Origin of the sequence: Paenibacillus sp. 2TAB23, from assembly GCF_052115165.1 — a bacterium.
GTDB lineage: Bacteria > Bacillota > Bacilli > Paenibacillales > Paenibacillaceae > Pristimantibacillus.
In genome coordinates this window covers 278,380-295,127 of the sequence record NZ_JBFRGD010000005.1, presented here as the reverse complement: position 1 = coordinate 295,127, position 16,748 = coordinate 278,380, and the positions used below count along the sequence as shown (strand labels likewise).

Annotated in this window: 9 protein-coding genes; 3 read left to right on the top strand and 6 right to left on the bottom strand. The window is 50.4% G+C overall.

What is annotated here, in order from left to right; translation table 11 throughout:
- Positions 1 to 32 precede the first annotated feature (32 nt).
- Positions 33 to 3,248 carry an efflux RND transporter permease subunit gene (locus AB4Z29_RS10765; RefSeq protein WP_441943084.1) on the bottom strand — a complete coding sequence of 1,072 codons (3,216 nt, stop codon included), beginning with the start codon at positions 3,246 to 3,248 and terminating at the stop codon, positions 33 to 35.
- A gap of 28 nt (positions 3,249 to 3,276) precedes the next feature.
- Positions 3,277 to 3,717 carry a MarR family transcriptional regulator gene (locus AB4Z29_RS10760; protein ID WP_441943052.1) on the bottom strand — a complete coding sequence of 147 codons (441 nt, stop codon included), beginning with the start codon at positions 3,715 to 3,717 and terminating at the stop codon, positions 3,277 to 3,279.
- Positions 3,718 to 3,971: 254 nt separating this feature from the next.
- Here AB4Z29_RS10760 and AB4Z29_RS10755 point away from each other — a divergent pair, with 254 nt between their 5' ends.
- Positions 3,972 to 6,626 carry an EAL domain-containing protein gene (locus AB4Z29_RS10755; RefSeq protein WP_441943051.1) on the top strand — a complete coding sequence of 885 codons (2,655 nt, stop codon included), beginning with the start codon at positions 3,972 to 3,974 and terminating at the stop codon, positions 6,624 to 6,626.
- A 106-nt stretch (positions 6,627 to 6,732) separates the two neighbouring features.
- On the opposite strand, the gene AB4Z29_RS10750 is transcribed toward AB4Z29_RS10755, so the two are convergent.
- The gene (locus AB4Z29_RS10750) at positions 6,733 to 7,908 is read right to left on the bottom strand and encodes a hypothetical protein (RefSeq protein WP_441943050.1); all 1,176 of its coding nucleotides are present in this window, start codon (positions 7,906 to 7,908) and stop codon (positions 6,733 to 6,735) included.
- 348 nt (positions 7,909 to 8,256) lie between these two features.
- On the opposite strand from AB4Z29_RS10750, the gene AB4Z29_RS10745 reads away from it, so the two are divergent.
- Complete coding sequence (locus tag AB4Z29_RS10745; protein ID WP_441943049.1) at positions 8,257 to 10,002, top strand: methyl-accepting chemotaxis protein; 1,746 nt, start codon at positions 8,257 to 8,259, stop codon at positions 10,000 to 10,002.
- Positions 10,003 to 10,351: 349 nt separating this feature from the next.
- Here the strand turns inward: AB4Z29_RS10745 and AB4Z29_RS10740 are convergent, their stop codons facing one another.
- On the bottom strand, positions 10,352 to 12,379 hold the full coding sequence (locus AB4Z29_RS10740; RefSeq protein WP_441943048.1) for an ABC transporter ATP-binding protein: 2,028 nt from the start codon (positions 12,377 to 12,379) through the stop codon (positions 10,352 to 10,354).
- Between the two features lie 23 nt (positions 12,380 to 12,402).
- Entirely contained in the window at positions 12,403 to 14,148 is a 1,746-nt protein-coding gene (locus tag AB4Z29_RS10735) for an ABC transporter ATP-binding protein (RefSeq protein WP_441943047.1), read from the bottom strand.
- Between the two features lie 766 nt (positions 14,149 to 14,914).
- On the opposite strand from AB4Z29_RS10735, the gene hmpA reads away from it, so the two are divergent.
- Positions 14,915 to 16,147, top strand: coding sequence for an NO-inducible flavohemoprotein (hmpA, locus tag AB4Z29_RS10730; RefSeq protein ID WP_441943046.1), 1,233 nt, complete (start codon positions 14,915 to 14,917; stop codon positions 16,145 to 16,147).
- A 10-nt stretch (positions 16,148 to 16,157) separates the two neighbouring features.
- Here hmpA and AB4Z29_RS10725 read toward each other — a convergent pair whose 3' ends face one another.
- A complete protein-coding gene (locus tag AB4Z29_RS10725) occupies positions 16,158 to 16,658 on the bottom strand; it encodes a Crp/Fnr family transcriptional regulator (RefSeq protein ID WP_441943045.1) in 501 nt (166 codons plus the stop codon).
- Positions 16,659 to 16,748: the final 90 nt, after the last annotated feature.

The following is a 16,748-nucleotide window of genomic DNA, read 5'->3' as shown; positions in this document are numbered from 1 at the left end:
ACGGAGGACCGTTGGTAATCTTTCTTCAACTGTTAGTGCGTCGAATCATGGGAGACATGCTGACCGCTCAGCTTAAGACTGCCTTGGCTGTCGCTCGCAGGCTCTGCGTCATGGCTTCTTCCCATAAACGGCCACCAGTTTGCTGCGCCGAACGTGCGCACCATCACTGGAATAAACAACGGAAGCATCAGCAGCGCATACATGAACAATCCGCACAGCACGATCGTGGCGATTTGCAGGAGCGACATGACGCCCGAAGGCAGCATCGCCGCGAATGTACCGCCTAGTATAACCGCTGCCGACATAATGACCGTACCCATATTTTTCATCGCCTCTAGAATGGCTTGCTGAGGCGACAAGTGACGATATTCTTTGAAGCGGTCCATAAGGAAGATGCTGTAGTCTATGCCGAGCGCGACCAGCATAACGAATCCGAAGAACGGAACCGCCCAGCTAATGCCCGACTGTCCAAGCAGCCTCACGAATATAACCTCCGCGATCGCCAGCGATGAATAGAAGGTCACAAGCAGCGATGCAACCATATACAGCGGCATAACGATGGAGCGGAACAAAATGATCAAGATAATCGAAATGCCTATCAGCATGAGAATAACCGTACGTGAATAATCCGCATTCGAGATATTTCTCAAATCATTGTTCATGCTTGTAACGCCGCCGACTGCTACCTCGGCACCACTGTACTCGGTACCTTGGAGACCGCGGCTAACGGCTGCTTCAAGCCCGTCTATCTCATCCATCGTTTCCTGCGCATAAGGATTGCCGCTGAATACGACGTCGAATTTCGCGGTTTGGCGATCCTCGGACATGTACACGTTAAGCGCCGTCTGGAACTCCTCATTCGCGATGGCTTCCGCTGGGATGTACCAGCCTGATATTTGCTTATTCGGCGCTTCGGACAACCCGTTCAGATAGCCGCCGGCTGAAGCCAGCCCATCGGTAACCTGTGTTAGGCCATCCACGCTTTGATTAAGACCGCTTGTAAGCTCGCCAAGCTGATCGTTTAACGACGCAAAACCTGCCTGGAGCTCCTTCTGTCCGTCTGTGAGTGCATTGAAGCCTTGCGTAACGCTAGGAAGCTTCGAAACAATTTGGCCTTGACCTGCAGCAGCCTGCGAAATTCCTTTTTGCAGCTCTGCCAAGCCTGCCGCCAAATTGCCAAGGCCAGCTGCCAATGCAGACTGTCCTTCGGTTGCCTGAAGGAGTCCCGCATTCGCTTGCGTCATGCCCCCTGAGATGCCCGACAGCTGCGTATTAAGCTCAGTCAATTGACCGCTAATGCCCGCGGCTCCCAATTGAAGCTGCCCAAGCGAGTTGAGCGTCTCTTGGAACTTCTCATCGTTTTGCAGCTCTGGATAGCTTCCTTGCAAATCCGCCAAACCTTGCTCGACGCCAGACAAACCGTCAGCTAGCTTCGCTTGCTCAGCTGCAATCGTGTTATATGCGCCGCTAAGCTTGCCCAGACCCCCGCCGAGCTGTTCATAGCTCGCAAGCAATTGGCGGCTAGCGCCAGCCAGCTGCTTCGCGCTCGCCTCCGCTTGCTTCAACCCGTCGCTAAGCTCGCCTGCTCCGGCAGAGCCGTCCTCCAGCCCCTGTTGAATCTGCTTAAGGCCCGCGCCAAGCTGAACGATGCCAGCTTTCAGCTCATTCGTACCGTCTACGAGCTGACCTGCGCCGTCAACCGCCTCATTCAGCTTAGGCGCGTTCTCGCTTAGCGCAGTGCTTGCCTCGGATAGGCCATCACCAATCTTGCCAAGGCCTTCCCCGCTTTGTCCGAGACCATCCTCAAGCGTTGTCACCTGATCGGATACGAGGAATTGCTCCATAACGTCGCCAGTTGGACGCGTTGCGCTGCGAACAGCCTTTACGCCTTCCGTATTAGCAAGCTCGCGGCTAATCTGCTCCAGCGCGGCAAGCCCCTCCGGTGAATCCATCGGCTTATCCGACTTCACGACGACAGTCGTAGGCAAGGAGTCTCCAGGCCCAAAGCTGTCCGAAATAATGTTGAATGCTTTGACAGAATCGTATTTGTCACCGATCTCATCCAGCGAATTGAACGATATCGTGCCTTTATAGGCCGTTAAGAAAGGAACGATGATGACAGCTAAAATGAGGAGTGCCCATACTGGACGCTTCAAGGAAAACTTGCCGACCGTTCCCCACAGCTTGCTTGGCTTGTGCTCAAGCGACCCCTTCGCGGGCCAGAACAGCTTCGTTCCGAGCACAGCCATAAAAAACGGCACGATCGTAAACAAAGCGAGCAGCAGCACCGCTACCCCTACTGCCACCGCAACCGCGGAGCGGTAAAGAATAAAGGTTGAGAAGCCAATGGCTGCAAAACCGACCAAAACCGCCAAACCGGAGAACAACACGGTTCTTCCTGCTGTGCGATACGTTTGAATAATCGCCTGCGTTTTGTCGCCGCCGCTATGCGTCAGCTCCTCTTTAAAGCGGCTGATGAGCAGGATGCAATAATCGGTACCGATACCGAATAAGACGGCAACAAGAAAGATCTGCGTAAAGTTGGAGAGCGGAAAGTCGAAAGAATCGACTAGGAACGCTACCACCGACTGCGTAATTAAATAGGTGAAGCCCACTGCAACAAGCGGCACGATCGGCGCAATTGCGGAGCGGAAGACAACGAATAAGATGACTAGAATGAAACCGAGCGTAATAAACTCCGTTTTCTTAAGCCCTTCCTGCGAGCTTTGCACAACATCCTCGGAGATTATCCAGTTTCCTGTAAAGTAATGTTCAACCTTTACATCGGAAATCGTATCATAAAGGCCGTCGCTAAGCTCAGAGAGGGTGCGGTCTCCCGCTTCAACATTAACAAGCGCCAGAATGGTGCTTCCATCCTTGGATACCATCTGCTCTGCCAGCTCTTTGGTGTCGAAATGGGTGGTTACAGCAAGGACGCCAATCTGATCCGCGCTGCTCTTCAGCTTGTCGATGCCGGTCTTCACTTCAGCTAGATCCGCATCAGACAAGCCTCCGTCTTTATGGAATACTAGGACGGTAGCCATTCCACTACTGGATCCAGCCCCGTCATTTCCCCCGATTGCTTCTTCCAAATCACTAGCAATTGTTGAAGAATACCCGTCCGGCACGTTAACCTGCCCCTTCGTACGAACGAGCTCTTCCATATTCGGCGCCGTGAGCATCAAGCCGATGGCTGCAGCCAGCCACAACGCCAATACCAGCCATCTAAATTTCAGTACGGTTCTCATCACTGTTCTCCCTCCATATGAATGATAGCTATGAATGCATCATTTCCTTCGCAAGTTTCTCGAAGGTTTCAATAAAACCAAGTGCCTCTTGCTCCTCGAACCGTTCAATGTATTTGGCGAGCAGCACATCGATCTTTTCCGCCATGCGATCGCATACCTGATTGCCTTCCTCGGTAAGCGTCAAATAAATAACGCGACGGTCCTTCTCATCCGGCAGCCTCTGGATCAGATTCTTATCAAAAAGCCGGTTAATGATCGCTGTTATCGAGCTCTTGCCTACGCAGAAAATATCCGCGAGCTCAGAAGATGTGCTTCTATCATGCGACCGTAAGTATCGGAGCGTAGAAAATTGATCAACCGTAAGATCCTCAGGCATAAGCTCGCGGATCATCGCATTCAGCCTGCGGTTGACTAGAAAATTGGCCGCCTCGTAGCGATCGATAATATTTTTAAGCAATGCTTGATCCACCGTGATGTCCTCCCTTATGTCATGCCGTGTGTATTGCTTTTTAACTAATTCTATTATAAAACAGTTTGACAATAGAACTATATCAAATCCATTTAAGCGATGCAATCCCATATTTCTGAACATATCGTGAACAAGAAATGGCTTATTTATAAAAAGACTGTAGAAAAATGGAAGCTATTATAGAGAATATAGGAGGATTTTAGTGAATATTGTCGAATTATAGGGGAAATACATAAGCAATCAGGAGGCCGCAGGTGGGTAACATATGGTTTAAGCAGCATCATAAGCATGTGATGATGGTTTGCGCATTTTCATTTTGCACAATTCTTGCGCTCGCGGCCGAGACGTACCATTTTCAGTTTTTATACGGCATTACCTTTTCGTTTACCAGCTTGTTCATCCTGCTGATCTTGCGTTTATTCGGACTACTGCCCGGACTCTTGACTTCAGTTGTCGCTGTTTCAACTGGTCTATTGTTATTCGACCAGCCCGTCTATCACTCCATTCTCATCATAGAAGTGTTAGCGGCCGGCTTGCTGATTCAAAAACTAAAAAAATCATTGTTCGGAGCGGATGCTTTGTTCTGGCTGCTCGCCGGCATACCGCTCATTTATATCTTCTACTCGATGGATTCCCCATTGAACGCGAAGGACCTGCTGCTTATTGCTTGCATGATCGCGATGAACGGCATGTTTAATTCCTTGTTTGCCGAAGTAATCGACCATTACTTGCCTCTGCGCAGATGGAGCGGCCTATCCTTGGAAGAAAGAAAGCTGCTCTCCTTCAGCAAGGTGCTGTTCCATTTCTCCATCGGTATCGTTTTTATTTCATTCTTGCTTAACATTTTCATGAACAGCCTTAGCTCCTTCAAAGAAGTAAGCCTTTATGCACAGCGGTTATCCGCCAGTGAAGCGAATCGCATTGTGGACTCCTGGAATAGATGGCAGACCTCCAAGCTGTCCTACTCGCTCACCGAAGCGGAGCAGATCCAGGAGGAAGTCCGTTTCTTTCAATTGCTTCTTGAGAATCACGCTAGTACCTTTATGCTCCATATAACAGGCAACGACCATTTCGTCGTAGCTGCAAGCGATCCTGCGGCTGAGGGGCAAAGGTATGACTGGGGAGACAACCGTCAAGTAACGGAGATTAACAGCCATCTGTTTTTAACTATGCCTAACGAGCCTAGGCAAGCACTGCAATTCCATACTTGGCATGATGGCATATTCGTTTATTCGGAAAATATAGGCTCCACCGATTGGCATATTTCCATTGAGGTTCCGATCAAAAGCTACCAAAACTATTTGTTCTCAAAGTACTTTACGCACTTCATTTATCTGATCTTGCTGGCCTTATTCACTGTCGTTCTAGCCTTCTTCATTAACCGCTCGCTTTCGAGAGGCCTAACGCAGCTGGCAGCGGCGACTACGAATCTTCCGCTGAAGCTTAAACAAGTCAATAATGTAGACTGGCCTAGCAGCAGCCTCGTAGAGGTCCAATCACTAATTGTCAATTTCAAGCATATGTCGAAAAACCTGATTCATATGTTCCAAGAAGCACAGCGAAGCAATGAACGGCTTGAGTCGCAAGCCTTTATGCTCCAGCAATCCGAGGAGCGGCTGCATCAACTCGCTTATTACGATATGTTGACCGGCTTGCCTAACAGACTACAGTTTACTTTGCATTTTCAAGATTTGATTGCCTTGCACGAAAGCAGCAAGCAGCCAATCGCCGTCATGTTCGTTGATGTGAACCGTTTCAAGCAAATTAACGACACCTTGGGCCATGCCGTTGGCGACGAGCTGCTGCGGAAAGCAGCGGAACGCTTTGGGAATGCCGTATTTAAAGACTGTACCGTATTCCGTCTTGGCGGTGATGAGTTTGTCTTTATCGGGTGCTATGAGAATGAGGAGACGGTTGCCGCTGGCGCGCAGGCTGTCGTAGACTCGTTCAACGAGCCCTTCATCATCGATGATAAGCTGCTCTTCCTGACCGTTAGCGTGGGGGTGAGCCTGTATCCGCAGGATGGCGAACAAATGGATACGATTATCCGTAACGCGGACATCGCCATGTACAGCGCCAAGGAGCAGGGCGACGGATGCTACCGTTTTTATAAGCCAAATCTTGTGTCTGCTATGACGGAGAAAATGCAAGTAGAGAACGGGCTATACAATGCCTTGCTGCAGCAGCAATTCTCTCTGCATTATCAGCCGAAAATGAGTGCAGCAACCGGTAAGCTCTGCGGCATCGAAGCACTGATTCGTTGGCATCATCCGGAGCTCGGCATGGTTCCTCCTGATAAATTTATTCCGCTAGCGGAGCAATCCGGGTTCATACTGGACATCGACAGTTGGGTTTTCCGAGAGGCCTGCCGCCAGAACAAAGCCTGGCAGGACGCGGGCTTGCAGCGGATATGCGTATCCGTAAACATATCCGCGAGACATTTCTATCAAGGGAATCTAACCGAAATGATTATTGATGCATTAAAGGATACCGGACTAGAGCCGCAATACGTGAGTTTGGAGATAACCGAGGGCGTATTCATGCGCAATATGGACCAAGTGATCGAGACCATTCTATTTCTCAAAAATCTTGGCATCCAAATTTCGATTGATGATTTCGGCACCGGCTACTCTTCACTCAACCAGCTGCAGCGTCTTCCGATATCGGATGTAAAGCTTGATCGCTCTTTTATACAAGGCATTACGAGCGACTCCAAAAAATCTTCAATCGTAAAAGCCATAATCGAGCTCGTTCACAGCATGAACATGAGGGTCGTTGCGGAGGGTGTCGAGACAGCGGAGGAATCACAATTTTGTACGGATCTGCAATGCGATGAGCTGCAGGGCTACTTATTCAGCAGGCCGCTGCCGCCGCATGAGCTTGAACTGCTGCTCGGCAAAGCCGTTTAAATGCTCGTATCGCTGCACACAGCAAGGAGCTGTCTCCGGAATCAATGATTCCATGAGACAGCTCCTTATTCATAAGCTACGCATTAAAGCTAGTCATGCGTACGGACTAGACTTCTGAGCCAGCGTCGGTTGCTGTTGCTTGCTCCTTCGGCGCAGCTCCTTCTGGACGCTCGCCGCGCGGACCTTTGCCGCCAGCCTCTCCTTTGCGGCCGCCTTCCGGCGCTTTCAGTTCACCGTTAACTTGCTTTGTTGCGCGCTCTACCGCTACTGCAAGCTTTGTGTCGTACTGCTCCTGCGTAATCGCCCCCGCTGCCAATTCGGCTGCAAGCTTTGTTTTCTGCTCGTTTACCTGCAGATCGATGAGCACCTGTACGTCTACGCCCTTCTCGGCGGCTATAACCGCAAGTGTCTTGCCTCCTTCAAGCTCCGTCTTCAGCACTTCCTCCGTCACCCCTAGCGCCGAGGCAACCTCACCTAGATTACGCTCGAAACCTCCGCCCTTGCCGCGCTGAGGCAACACGCCATTCACATGCTGAGTCGCCCGCTCAACCGCTTTCTCAAATCTTTCATTATACTGCTCCTGCGTAATCGTTCCCGCCGCCAGTTCGGCTGCAAGCTTCGTCTTCTTATCCTTTACTTGCAAATCAATTAACGATTGTACTTCGACGCCCTTCTCCGCCGCTAACGCAGCCAGCGTCTTGCCGCCTTCAAGCTCCGACTTAAGCACGTCCTCCGTCACCCCTAGCGCAGCCGCCAGCTCGGCCGAACTCTGAACAACGCCCTTGCCACCACTGCCATGCTTGCCAATGGCATTCCCCTTCGAATCAAGGAGCCTCTCAGCTGCGGCTGCTGCATCCAGCTTAGCTGGCTGCTTGTCTGTATCCGCTTCGGCTGCATCCTCTTGCTTAGCCGGCGCTGCTGCCGCCGCTGCCTCCAACCACTCAACAAGCTTCGTCTTCAACTCTGCCCTTGTTTTCCCTTGCGCCACAGCCACTTCTGACAAGGTTGCCGTTTCCAGCTTTGTCTGCAGCGCTGCCTCTTCGAGACCTAAGTAATCAAGCAGCTGTGTCTGTATTTGATCAAAGCCATGTCCGAATCCGCCTCGTTTACCCGCATGATCCGCTCCGGCCTTGCTGTTACCTGTCAGGGTGCTCTGCTCCAGCTGCGCGCCTGTGCTGCTTGCCGCGTTCACATATTGTTTAGCCCAGAGACTACCGCCCCCAAGCGCTAGCGTCAGCGCAATCGCGCCCGCCGTTATTGCTTTTGCCTTTGCCTTCATCATTGATTCTTCCACCTTTCACTTTCGATTAGTTCTTACAAGACTTATCATAAGCCTGCATGCTTAAAGCTCCTTTAAGCCCCGCTGAAAGTTGGCTGAATGATGACAGATCATACTATTCGTAAATGTTCGACAATTTTTTCTTTAAAAATATGCCTAGCATCTGCTTCAATATATACACGACTCAACACTTTTCTGACACTAATACCCGCATTTACCTAATAGATACCTGCTATTATAATTACAAATGCTCTATTAAGTGCTGTCAGAATTTGAATGCGCTATCCTCTTCATTTTTCGACATATATCGACGATAACATTACTTATCTTATCATTATGAGGTGTGGTCCAATGAAACGTTTGAAAGACAAAAGTTTAGTCGTTACCAGCTCCATCGTGCTTGCTCTGCTGCTCGTTCTAGTCATTGGCATTACCGAATATCTCTCTTACAGCACGCAAAAAAAATCGTACCTCGATGAAATCGAACGTATCGGTGAAACCTTAAGCTATCAAATCGAAGCCGGACATGATTTGCTTACCTTCGGCTACAATGAGATTACAGCTGGCAAGGACACCAAGAACGAAACCTTCGATCGGTTCAAACTGCAGCTCGATGTCATGATCAAAAACGATATTGTCTCCAATGCATACGTATACATGCCAGATATTATCGAACGTGATGGAAAACAATTTCTCAAAATGATGCAAAGCAACGAAGCCCTCACAGCTGATGGGCTAGGGGCCGGAGATGAGTATGAAATGACGCCTGGCTTCGCAGTCGACGTCCAGACCGCTCTGGAAAAAGGCAGTGTCGTCACAGAGCCTGTCGTAGACCAATTCGGAGAGTGGGTCTCCTATTTGGCTCAAGTGAAAGATCCGAGCGGAAAGCTCGTCGGGATCTTCGGAATCGATATCGATTACAAACAAATCAATGATGCGATGAAAGAAATGCTGTGGCAGAGCATTGGAATCGCACTGGTACTCTCTGTAATTGCCATACTCATTATCATCTATTTGATTCGCTTGGTATTGAAGCCGCTTAAACGGCTTGCCGAAGTATCTTCCATGGCTGCCAAAGGGGACTTGACCTTAGCGGTTCCCGTCAAAGGCGGGAATGAAATTGCTCAAGTATCGATCGCTTTCAATGAAATGATCGCAAGTCTTCGAGAGCTTACAAGCAACATCCGTACCACTTCGGACGAAGTGGCAGGCTCAGCTTATAACATGCAGCAAAGCGCGGAGCAAACCTCGCGCGCGACTGAAGAAGTGACGGAAGCGATCCAAGAGGTAGCCTCCGGCTCCGACACACAGCTGCAAAGCTTCCAAGAATGCCAGCGCGCCATGACCGAGATGACCATCGGCATTCAACGCATCGCGGAATCGTCCTCATCCGTATCCGAGCTTGCTGCCGATACGACCGCGCTCGCAACGGAAGGCGAGTCGGTCATCAACGAGACGCTGCAGCAAATGCAAGCCGTGGAAACCAATGTCGTCGCTACCGTGTCCACGCTGCATGAATTAAAGCAGCAAAGCGACAACATCGGCAGCATCCTCGCGTTAATCGGTGATGTTGCCAATCAAACCAACCTGCTTGCGCTTAATGCTTCCATTGAAGCTGCGCGTGCCGGCGAGCACGGAAAAGGCTTCGCGGTCGTAGCCCATGAAATTCGCAAGCTGGCTGAACGATCCAAGGAATCCTCGGAGCAGATCGGTACGATCCTGCACAGCATCGGCAGCCAAACGGCTGCTGCCGTTACATCCATGGAGCTGTCAGCGGAAGCGGCGCGTGCCGGATCACGGGTAACCAGCCATGCAGGCGAATCTTTCCGTTCGATTGTCGCATCTATTCGCGACGTATCCAGCCAGGTGCAGGAGGTTTCCGCTGCATCAGAGCAAATGTCCGCAGGCAGCGAGCAAATCGCCGCATCCCTGGATGAGCTTGAGGGCATAACGGCAAGCGCTGCAGGCAACTCACAGCGCGTTGCCGCAGCATCGGAAGAGCAGCTTGCTTCCATGCAGGAGGTTGCCAGCTCCTCTGAACAGCTTCGCAATCTGGCTCAAAGCTTGAATGAAGCCATCGGTAAATTCAAAACCTAATAAGAAGAAACGGCTGCGGCGTCCTTTCTATAGACGCCATCGTTTCGGCGAAACGTATAGAGAAAAGATGAAGAATCTCATATCCTTTCCTATACGTCAAGCGTAAACGGCTATCGCCATCCTCTAGGGCAAAAGCAGTCGTTTCGTGGAAATAGATAAGCACATTTATATGTGAAACATATTCATTCTTATATAACAAGAAGAAACGGCTTCGCCGTCCTCTGCAAGAGGAGGGTAGCCGTTTCTCGTAGACATAGAAGAATACTTATCGCGTGAAACATATAAAGTCTTCTATTTTCAAAAAGGCTAAGCGGGTTCGACTCCGCTTAGCCTTTTTATATATCTATGATTATGCTGGCAAAGCCCCGCCCAGCTGCAGCTGGTACATGGCGAAATACTTGCCGCGGTGCTCCATCAGACCATCATGATTGCCTCGTTCTACGATTACTCCGCGATCAAGCACAAGAATCTGATCGGCATTGCGTATCGTGGAGAGGCGATGCGCGATTACGAAGGTCGTGCGGCCCTTTTTGAGCACATCAAGCGCCTCTTGAATAATCGCTTCCGTCTCCGTATCGATACTCGCCGTCGCTTCATCAAGAATGAGGATCGCCGGGTCATAGGCCAGTGCTCTGGCGAATGATATGAGCTGCCGCTGTCCAGCCGACAGCGTGCTGCCCTTCTCGATCACCGGAGCATCGATACCTCCCTGCAGCTGGCTGAACATGTCGTAGGCTCCCACGTCGCGAAGCGACTGCTCGATCTTCTCTCGGCTGATAGCCGGGTTATCCAAGCTGATGTTGGAAGCAATCGTTCCCGTGAACAAGAAAGGGTCCTGAAGCACGATACCCATATGCTGCCGAAGCAGCTGCTTCGGCATATCACGGACATCCTTGCCGTCCACGATGATCTTGCCTTCGTTCGAATCGTAGAAACGGAACAGCAGATTGAGTATCGAGCTTTTCCCCGAACCGGTGTGACCTACCAGCGCAACGGTCTCACCTTGGCGCGCATGGAAGGAAATATGCTTCAGCACGTATTCATCCTGCTTATAGGCAAATGAAACATCCTCGAACTTGACGTCTCCCTTATAGCGATCCATTCTTCCTGTAGCTACATCGATTCCTTCTTCGTCCATCAGCTTAAATACCCGCTCAGCCGAGACGCGTGCCGTCTCGAGATTCGACAGCTGGTTGACGATACCGACAATTGGCGCAAACATGCGGTTCATGTAATCGACGAACGCATAAAGCACGCCCACCGATACGGCACCCCGCAGCGAATCGCCCCAGAACATCCAAATGACGATAATGAACAGAATATTGCGCACAACATTAACGAGATTATGCGATGTAATGGAATTTAAGCTGAGCAGCTTGTTCTGATACTTGTAATAATGCTCATTCATTTCCTCGAATTCCTTCGTCGTTTCCTTCTGGCGGCGGAACGCTTGGATAATGGTCATCCCCTGGATGGATTCATTGATCATCCCGTTTATCTCACTCAGCTTCGCACGAATAATTCGGTTATAGCGAGCCGCGAATTTGCGGTACACGATAATCCAAATGATAAGAATCGGTACGAGCGGCAGCGCCACAAGCGCTAAGCGAACATCGAGCAGGAACAACGCTCCGTATATAGCGGCCATATAGATAATGCCTGTAAAAAAGTTGGCCAGCACCGCGACATAAAGCTCGCGTATCGCTTCCGTATCATTTGTTACCCGGGATACGACCTGACCCGCAGACAGATTGTCATAATAATTAACCGGCAGCCGCTGCGTATGCGCGAATATATCGGTTCGCATCTTGCGTACGATGCGATTCGCTGACGTCTGAAGCATTAACCGCTGACCGTAAGTAAAAACCGCAACCAGCAGCAAAAATCCAAAATACATGACTGCAAGCTTCATTAATGAAGGAAATTCCGGCTGATAGAACGCGTACAGCTCATCCTTCGCAAGCTTCGTTATCGGATAAGAGACACGCTCAGCCGTATCCTTGCTTGTGACGGTAAGCGTGCTACCTTCAACAACCCGTTTGCCATCATCGGATGCCAGCGCGCCTTCAAGAAAGTAGAAGCTTCTTCCTACCTGCAGCACCCGAACCTCTTTGCCCTTCTGCTCGGAAGCATCAGCCGCGAAGTGGTCCTCCCGCTTATACCATTTGTCTTTATAAAGAACGGCAAAGTCTTGCTTGCCCTCGACTTCATGCCATTTCTTCTCAATGCCGAGAATGTTTTGGTCAATCATTCGCTTGGCGATAAAGGGCCCTGCCAGCTCGGCGCACACTGCGAGTATGAGCAGCAGCAGCGCAAGCATAATCGGTTTTTTATAAAGCATGGCGTATTGAAACAATCGTTTCCCTGTGTTGCCCATTGCTCTTCACGCCTCCTTATTTATTACGTTTCAATAATGGCCTCTAGCTGCTGGCGGTCGTACTGCTCCCGATACCAGCCGTCGCTCGCGAGCAGCTGCTCATGCGTGCCTTCCTGTATGATCCGTCCATCATCCAGCACGATAATCCAATCGGCATGCTGTACGGCAGATAAACGATGCGTCGTAATGAGCGTCGTCTTCCCTGCTCTTTCCGTGCGGATGCCTTCAATAATCTCGGACTCGGTCTTGCCGTCTACGGCAGACAAAGCATCGTCCATCAGCAGAATCTCAGGATCGGCGATGAGCGCACGCGCAATGCTGACACGCTGTTTCTGCCCGCCTGACAGCGCTACGCCCCGCTCGCCAACCATCGTCGCAAGCCCGTCAGGCAGGAACTTAATATCCTTCGCGAACGATGCACGCTCAAGCGCCCGCTGAAGGTCAGCCTCCGTTCCTTCCTTCAGCCCGTAGAAAATATTCTCGCGGATTGACTTCGAGAACAAGATCGGCTGCTGCGGCACATAGCCGATCCAGCCGAGCAGCTCCTCAATTTGCAAACTGCCGAGAGCTGCACCCGAAATGCTGATTTCGCCGCGGCCCAGCGGGTATTCACGAAGAAGCTGCTTAAGCAGCGTTGTCTTGCCGCTTCCCGTCCGGCCTACAATACCGAGCGTCTGACCTTGCTTTAGCGTAAAGGATACGTTCGACAAATTATCAACGGCAGAAGACGGATAACGGAAAGTGACGTCCCTGAACTGCAGGGAGGATGGACCGTCAACATGCACGGTTGCGCTGGCATCGGCAACATCCGGCTTATAACCAAGCGTTTCACTAACGCGATCGAGTGAAGCGTTGCCTCGCTGCATAATATTGATCAGCTCGCCAATAGCGAACATCGGCCAGATCAGCATGCCAAGAAAAACGTTAAAGGATACTAGCTCGCCGAGTGTAATTTCATTGTGAAAGACGAGATACCCGCCATAGCAAAGACCGATCAAATAACTCGTTCCAACGAGTATTTTCATCGTAGGCTCGAACAATGCATCAATACGGGCAACCGCAATGTTTTTATTCAGAACGTCATTCGTTTTGGCGCCAAAACGCGCCTCGCTCGCTTCCTCCTGCACAAAAGCACGGATGACGCGTACGCCTGATACCGATTCAAGCACTTGATCATTCAAGTCGCCGAAGGCATCCTGCGCATCCATGAACCGCTCGTGAATCTTTTTGCCGTAATGCTTCATCGCCAGCGCCATTAACGGCAGCGGCAGCAAGGCGGCTAACGTAAGCTTCACGCTTATTAGGCCTGCCATCACGATAAGAATGGTAATCATAAATAACGTCGAATCAATCAACGTCAGAATGCCGAAGCCCGCTGTCGTCGCCACCGCTCCCAGATCATTCGTCGAGCGCGCCATTAAATCGCCCGTCCGATTACGTTCATAGAAGGTAGGGGTCATGCGCAGGAAATGGCCCATTAATCGCGACCTGAGCAGCTTCTCCAGCACAAAAGCCCCGCCAAACAGCTTATAATGCCATATGTACGTAATGATGTAGCCCACAACCGTCAGCGCAATCCAGCCGTACAGCACACGATTGAAGTCAGCCTGACCCAGCAGATCCTGATGAATGCCGTCAATCGTATAGCCGATTAGCCAAGGAGGGATGACATCAAGAAATCCCGTTAAAATCAGGAGTGAAATGGCCACGGTATACCGCTTCCAATTCATTTTGAAAAACCAGCTTAATTTTTTGAGTACACTGAACATATTTCTCTACCACACCTTCCGCTATCCATCCAAGCTTCGTTTCCCTTCAATTGCACAAGCAGCATCCTTCAACCTACCGTCCGGCACATTCCTTGCTGTCTATTTTCTCCTAAATGGCAAGCGTAAACGGCTATCGCCATCCTCTGTGGCAAAAGCAGTCGTTTCGCGAAGATATATAAGCACATTTATATGTGAAAACATATAAATTCTTATATATCAAAAAAAGAAGCATGTCGCCGTAACGACACGCTTCTTCCTCCTTCGAGCCATGGCTGCACAGCAGTCCTGACCCGCAAGCATAGAAAAGGCGCATGATTACGATGACGTAATCATGCGCCTTTGATGGTGGGGGATTCCCTTTATCAAAGAAAAACGACGCGCGGATGGATTACGTTATTCATGTTCAAACGATGATTCATTGCAGCAGTTAAATGAATGTGAATGTTTGTATTCATGTAACGTAACCCTCCTCTCGATAAAATCTAATTGTCACTTTACCATTCGTGGAAATGGCTGTCAACCCCTTGCAACCGTATTCTTTTTTTATAATCAAGTTTGACCAAACCTATGCGGTTACGCTCTATTAACGCGTTCGCTTCGACTCGCTGCGTATGCCATCCGTCACAAATCGTTTCCGTTTGCTGTGATTTCGATCACAAGGCAGCTGCACGCGTCCAGCTATACTTAAGTTATTCCTAACGGCGAAGCGAGGTCTTGCCTATGAGCACACTCGCCGAAGCGCCAGTAGACATTGGAGGGGTTTTTAATGCTAAGCACGCATTCGATTCAAGTCATTAAATCCACGGTACCCGTACTTGAGATTCATGGCGTCACGATTACGAAACGTTTCTATGAGCTGTTGTTCTCCAACCACCCGGAGCTGCTTAACATTTTTAACCACGCTAATCAGAAGCAAGGCAAACAACAAACCGCATTGGCTAATGCCGTTTACGCAGCAGCCCTGCATATAGACAATCTAACTGCCATTATTCCGGTTGTGAAGCAAATTGGACATAAACACCGGAGCCTCGGCGTTAAGCCTGAGCACTATCCCGTTGTCGGCAAATATCTATTAATGGCCATCAAAGAGGTATTAGGAGATGCGGCTACGGAAGAAATTATGTCCGCTTGGGCTGAGGCTTACGGCATAATCGCAGATGCTTTCATCAGCATAGAGAAGGAAATGTACGAGGAGACGCGTTCACAGGCTGGAGGCTGGGATGGATTCCGAGCGTTCCGAATCGATCGCGTAGTGAAAGAAAGCGAAGTCATCTCCTCCTTTTATTTGGTTCCCGAGGACAACGGAGCCATCGCAAGCTTCCTGCCTGGACAGTATGTGAGCGTGAAAATTAAAAAGGAAGGGGCGGAATATACGCAAATTCGGCAATACAGCCTATCGGATGCTTCCGGAAAACCTTATTATCGGATTTCGGTCAAGCGTGAGGATGCCTATCAGGAACGCTCCGAGGGAGCCGTATCCACGTATTTGCATCAATGCGCGCAAGAAGGCACAACGCTCATGCTATCGGCTCCTGCGGGAGATTTCGTCTTGGATACCGCTGACGAGCGACCGGTTGTCCTTATAAGCGGCGGTGTTGGATTGACTCCTATGATAAGCATGCTAAATACGCTGACCGAGCAATTTCCTTCGCGTCAAGTGACCTTTATCCATGCTGCTCAGCATGGCGGGCTGCATGCGATGCGGGCACAGGTGAACGCGCTCGCGGAACAGCATCCGCAGCTATCCGTGCACTACTGCTATGCGCAGCCGACAGAGGAGGACCGGCAGCATCGCCATTTTCATAAGGAGGGCTATATCGATTTGGCATGGCTGCAATCCGTCATACCCGATGCCAATGCCAGCTATTATTTCTGCGGCCCTACTCCTTTTATGGCAGTGATTAACGAGTCGCTTCAGCAGTGGGGGATTCCGAAAGCGGATATCCATTTCGAGTTTTTCGGACCTGCAGCAAGCCTTCAGCCTGTCGCTTCCAGCTAATCCGCGCTGCTCACTTCATTTGGGCGCGAAGCAACCGATTTACGGTCTCGCGCCTAAGGCCGATCAGCTGTCCGATCTCATCCTGCGTCAGCACATCGGTAATCGGCGCAGAGCCAATATATAAGGCGAACCATTGCTGCAGCTTCGCCAGCTTGTCCGCGGGAGCAACCTGCGTTAACTGATCGATACGCTGCTGCATCATGCGCAGCTTGCCCTGCAGCAGCAGTGCGATTTCACGGCTCTTCTCCGGGCTTCTCTCAAGCTCGCCGTACCATTGCTGCTGTGGAACCAGGTCCACCTCGCAGGTAACCAGCGCGACTGCTGTGCCGTGATTAGGCATTGGACTGATCAATGAATGATGGGGAATGATTTCATCCGGCACGATCAGATTAACGAGAAAAGGATTGCCGTCCTCTTGGACGCGAACAATCTTGAGCATACCACTCCGAAGATGATACAGGGAGCCCGTCTCGCCTTGATGAAACAACGTTTGTCCTTTATGCAATAGCATGCCGATCCTCCTTATATCTAAGCTCAGCCGATTATCGGTTGGGCTTTTTTGGTGCGTTGCTTGCCTGTCCAATGTGGCTTAGACTCGAAA

Bases quoted from the DNA above. Each gene is read 5' to 3' on its own strand.
- AB4Z29_RS10765 (WP_441943084.1), bottom strand. From the start codon at position 3,248: ATGAGAACCGTACTGAAATTTAGATGGCTGGTATTGGCGTTGTGGCTG.
- hmpA (WP_441943046.1), top strand. From the start codon at position 14,915: ATGCTAAGCACGCATTCGATTCAAGTCATTAAATCCACGGTACCCGTA.
- AB4Z29_RS10750 (WP_441943050.1), bottom strand. From the start codon at position 7,908: ATGATGAAGGCAAAGGCAAAAGCAATAACGGCGGGCGCGATTGCGCTG.
- AB4Z29_RS10725 (WP_441943045.1), bottom strand. From the start codon at position 16,658: ATGCTATTGCATAAAGGACAAACGTTGTTTCATCAAGGCGAGACGGGC.
- AB4Z29_RS10735 (WP_441943047.1), bottom strand. From the start codon at position 14,148: ATGTTCAGTGTACTCAAAAAATTAAGCTGGTTTTTCAAAATGAATTGG.
- AB4Z29_RS10745 (WP_441943049.1), top strand. From the start codon at position 8,257: ATGAAACGTTTGAAAGACAAAAGTTTAGTCGTTACCAGCTCCATCGTG.
- AB4Z29_RS10740 (WP_441943048.1), bottom strand. From the start codon at position 12,379: ATGGGCAACACAGGGAAACGATTGTTTCAATACGCCATGCTTTATAAA.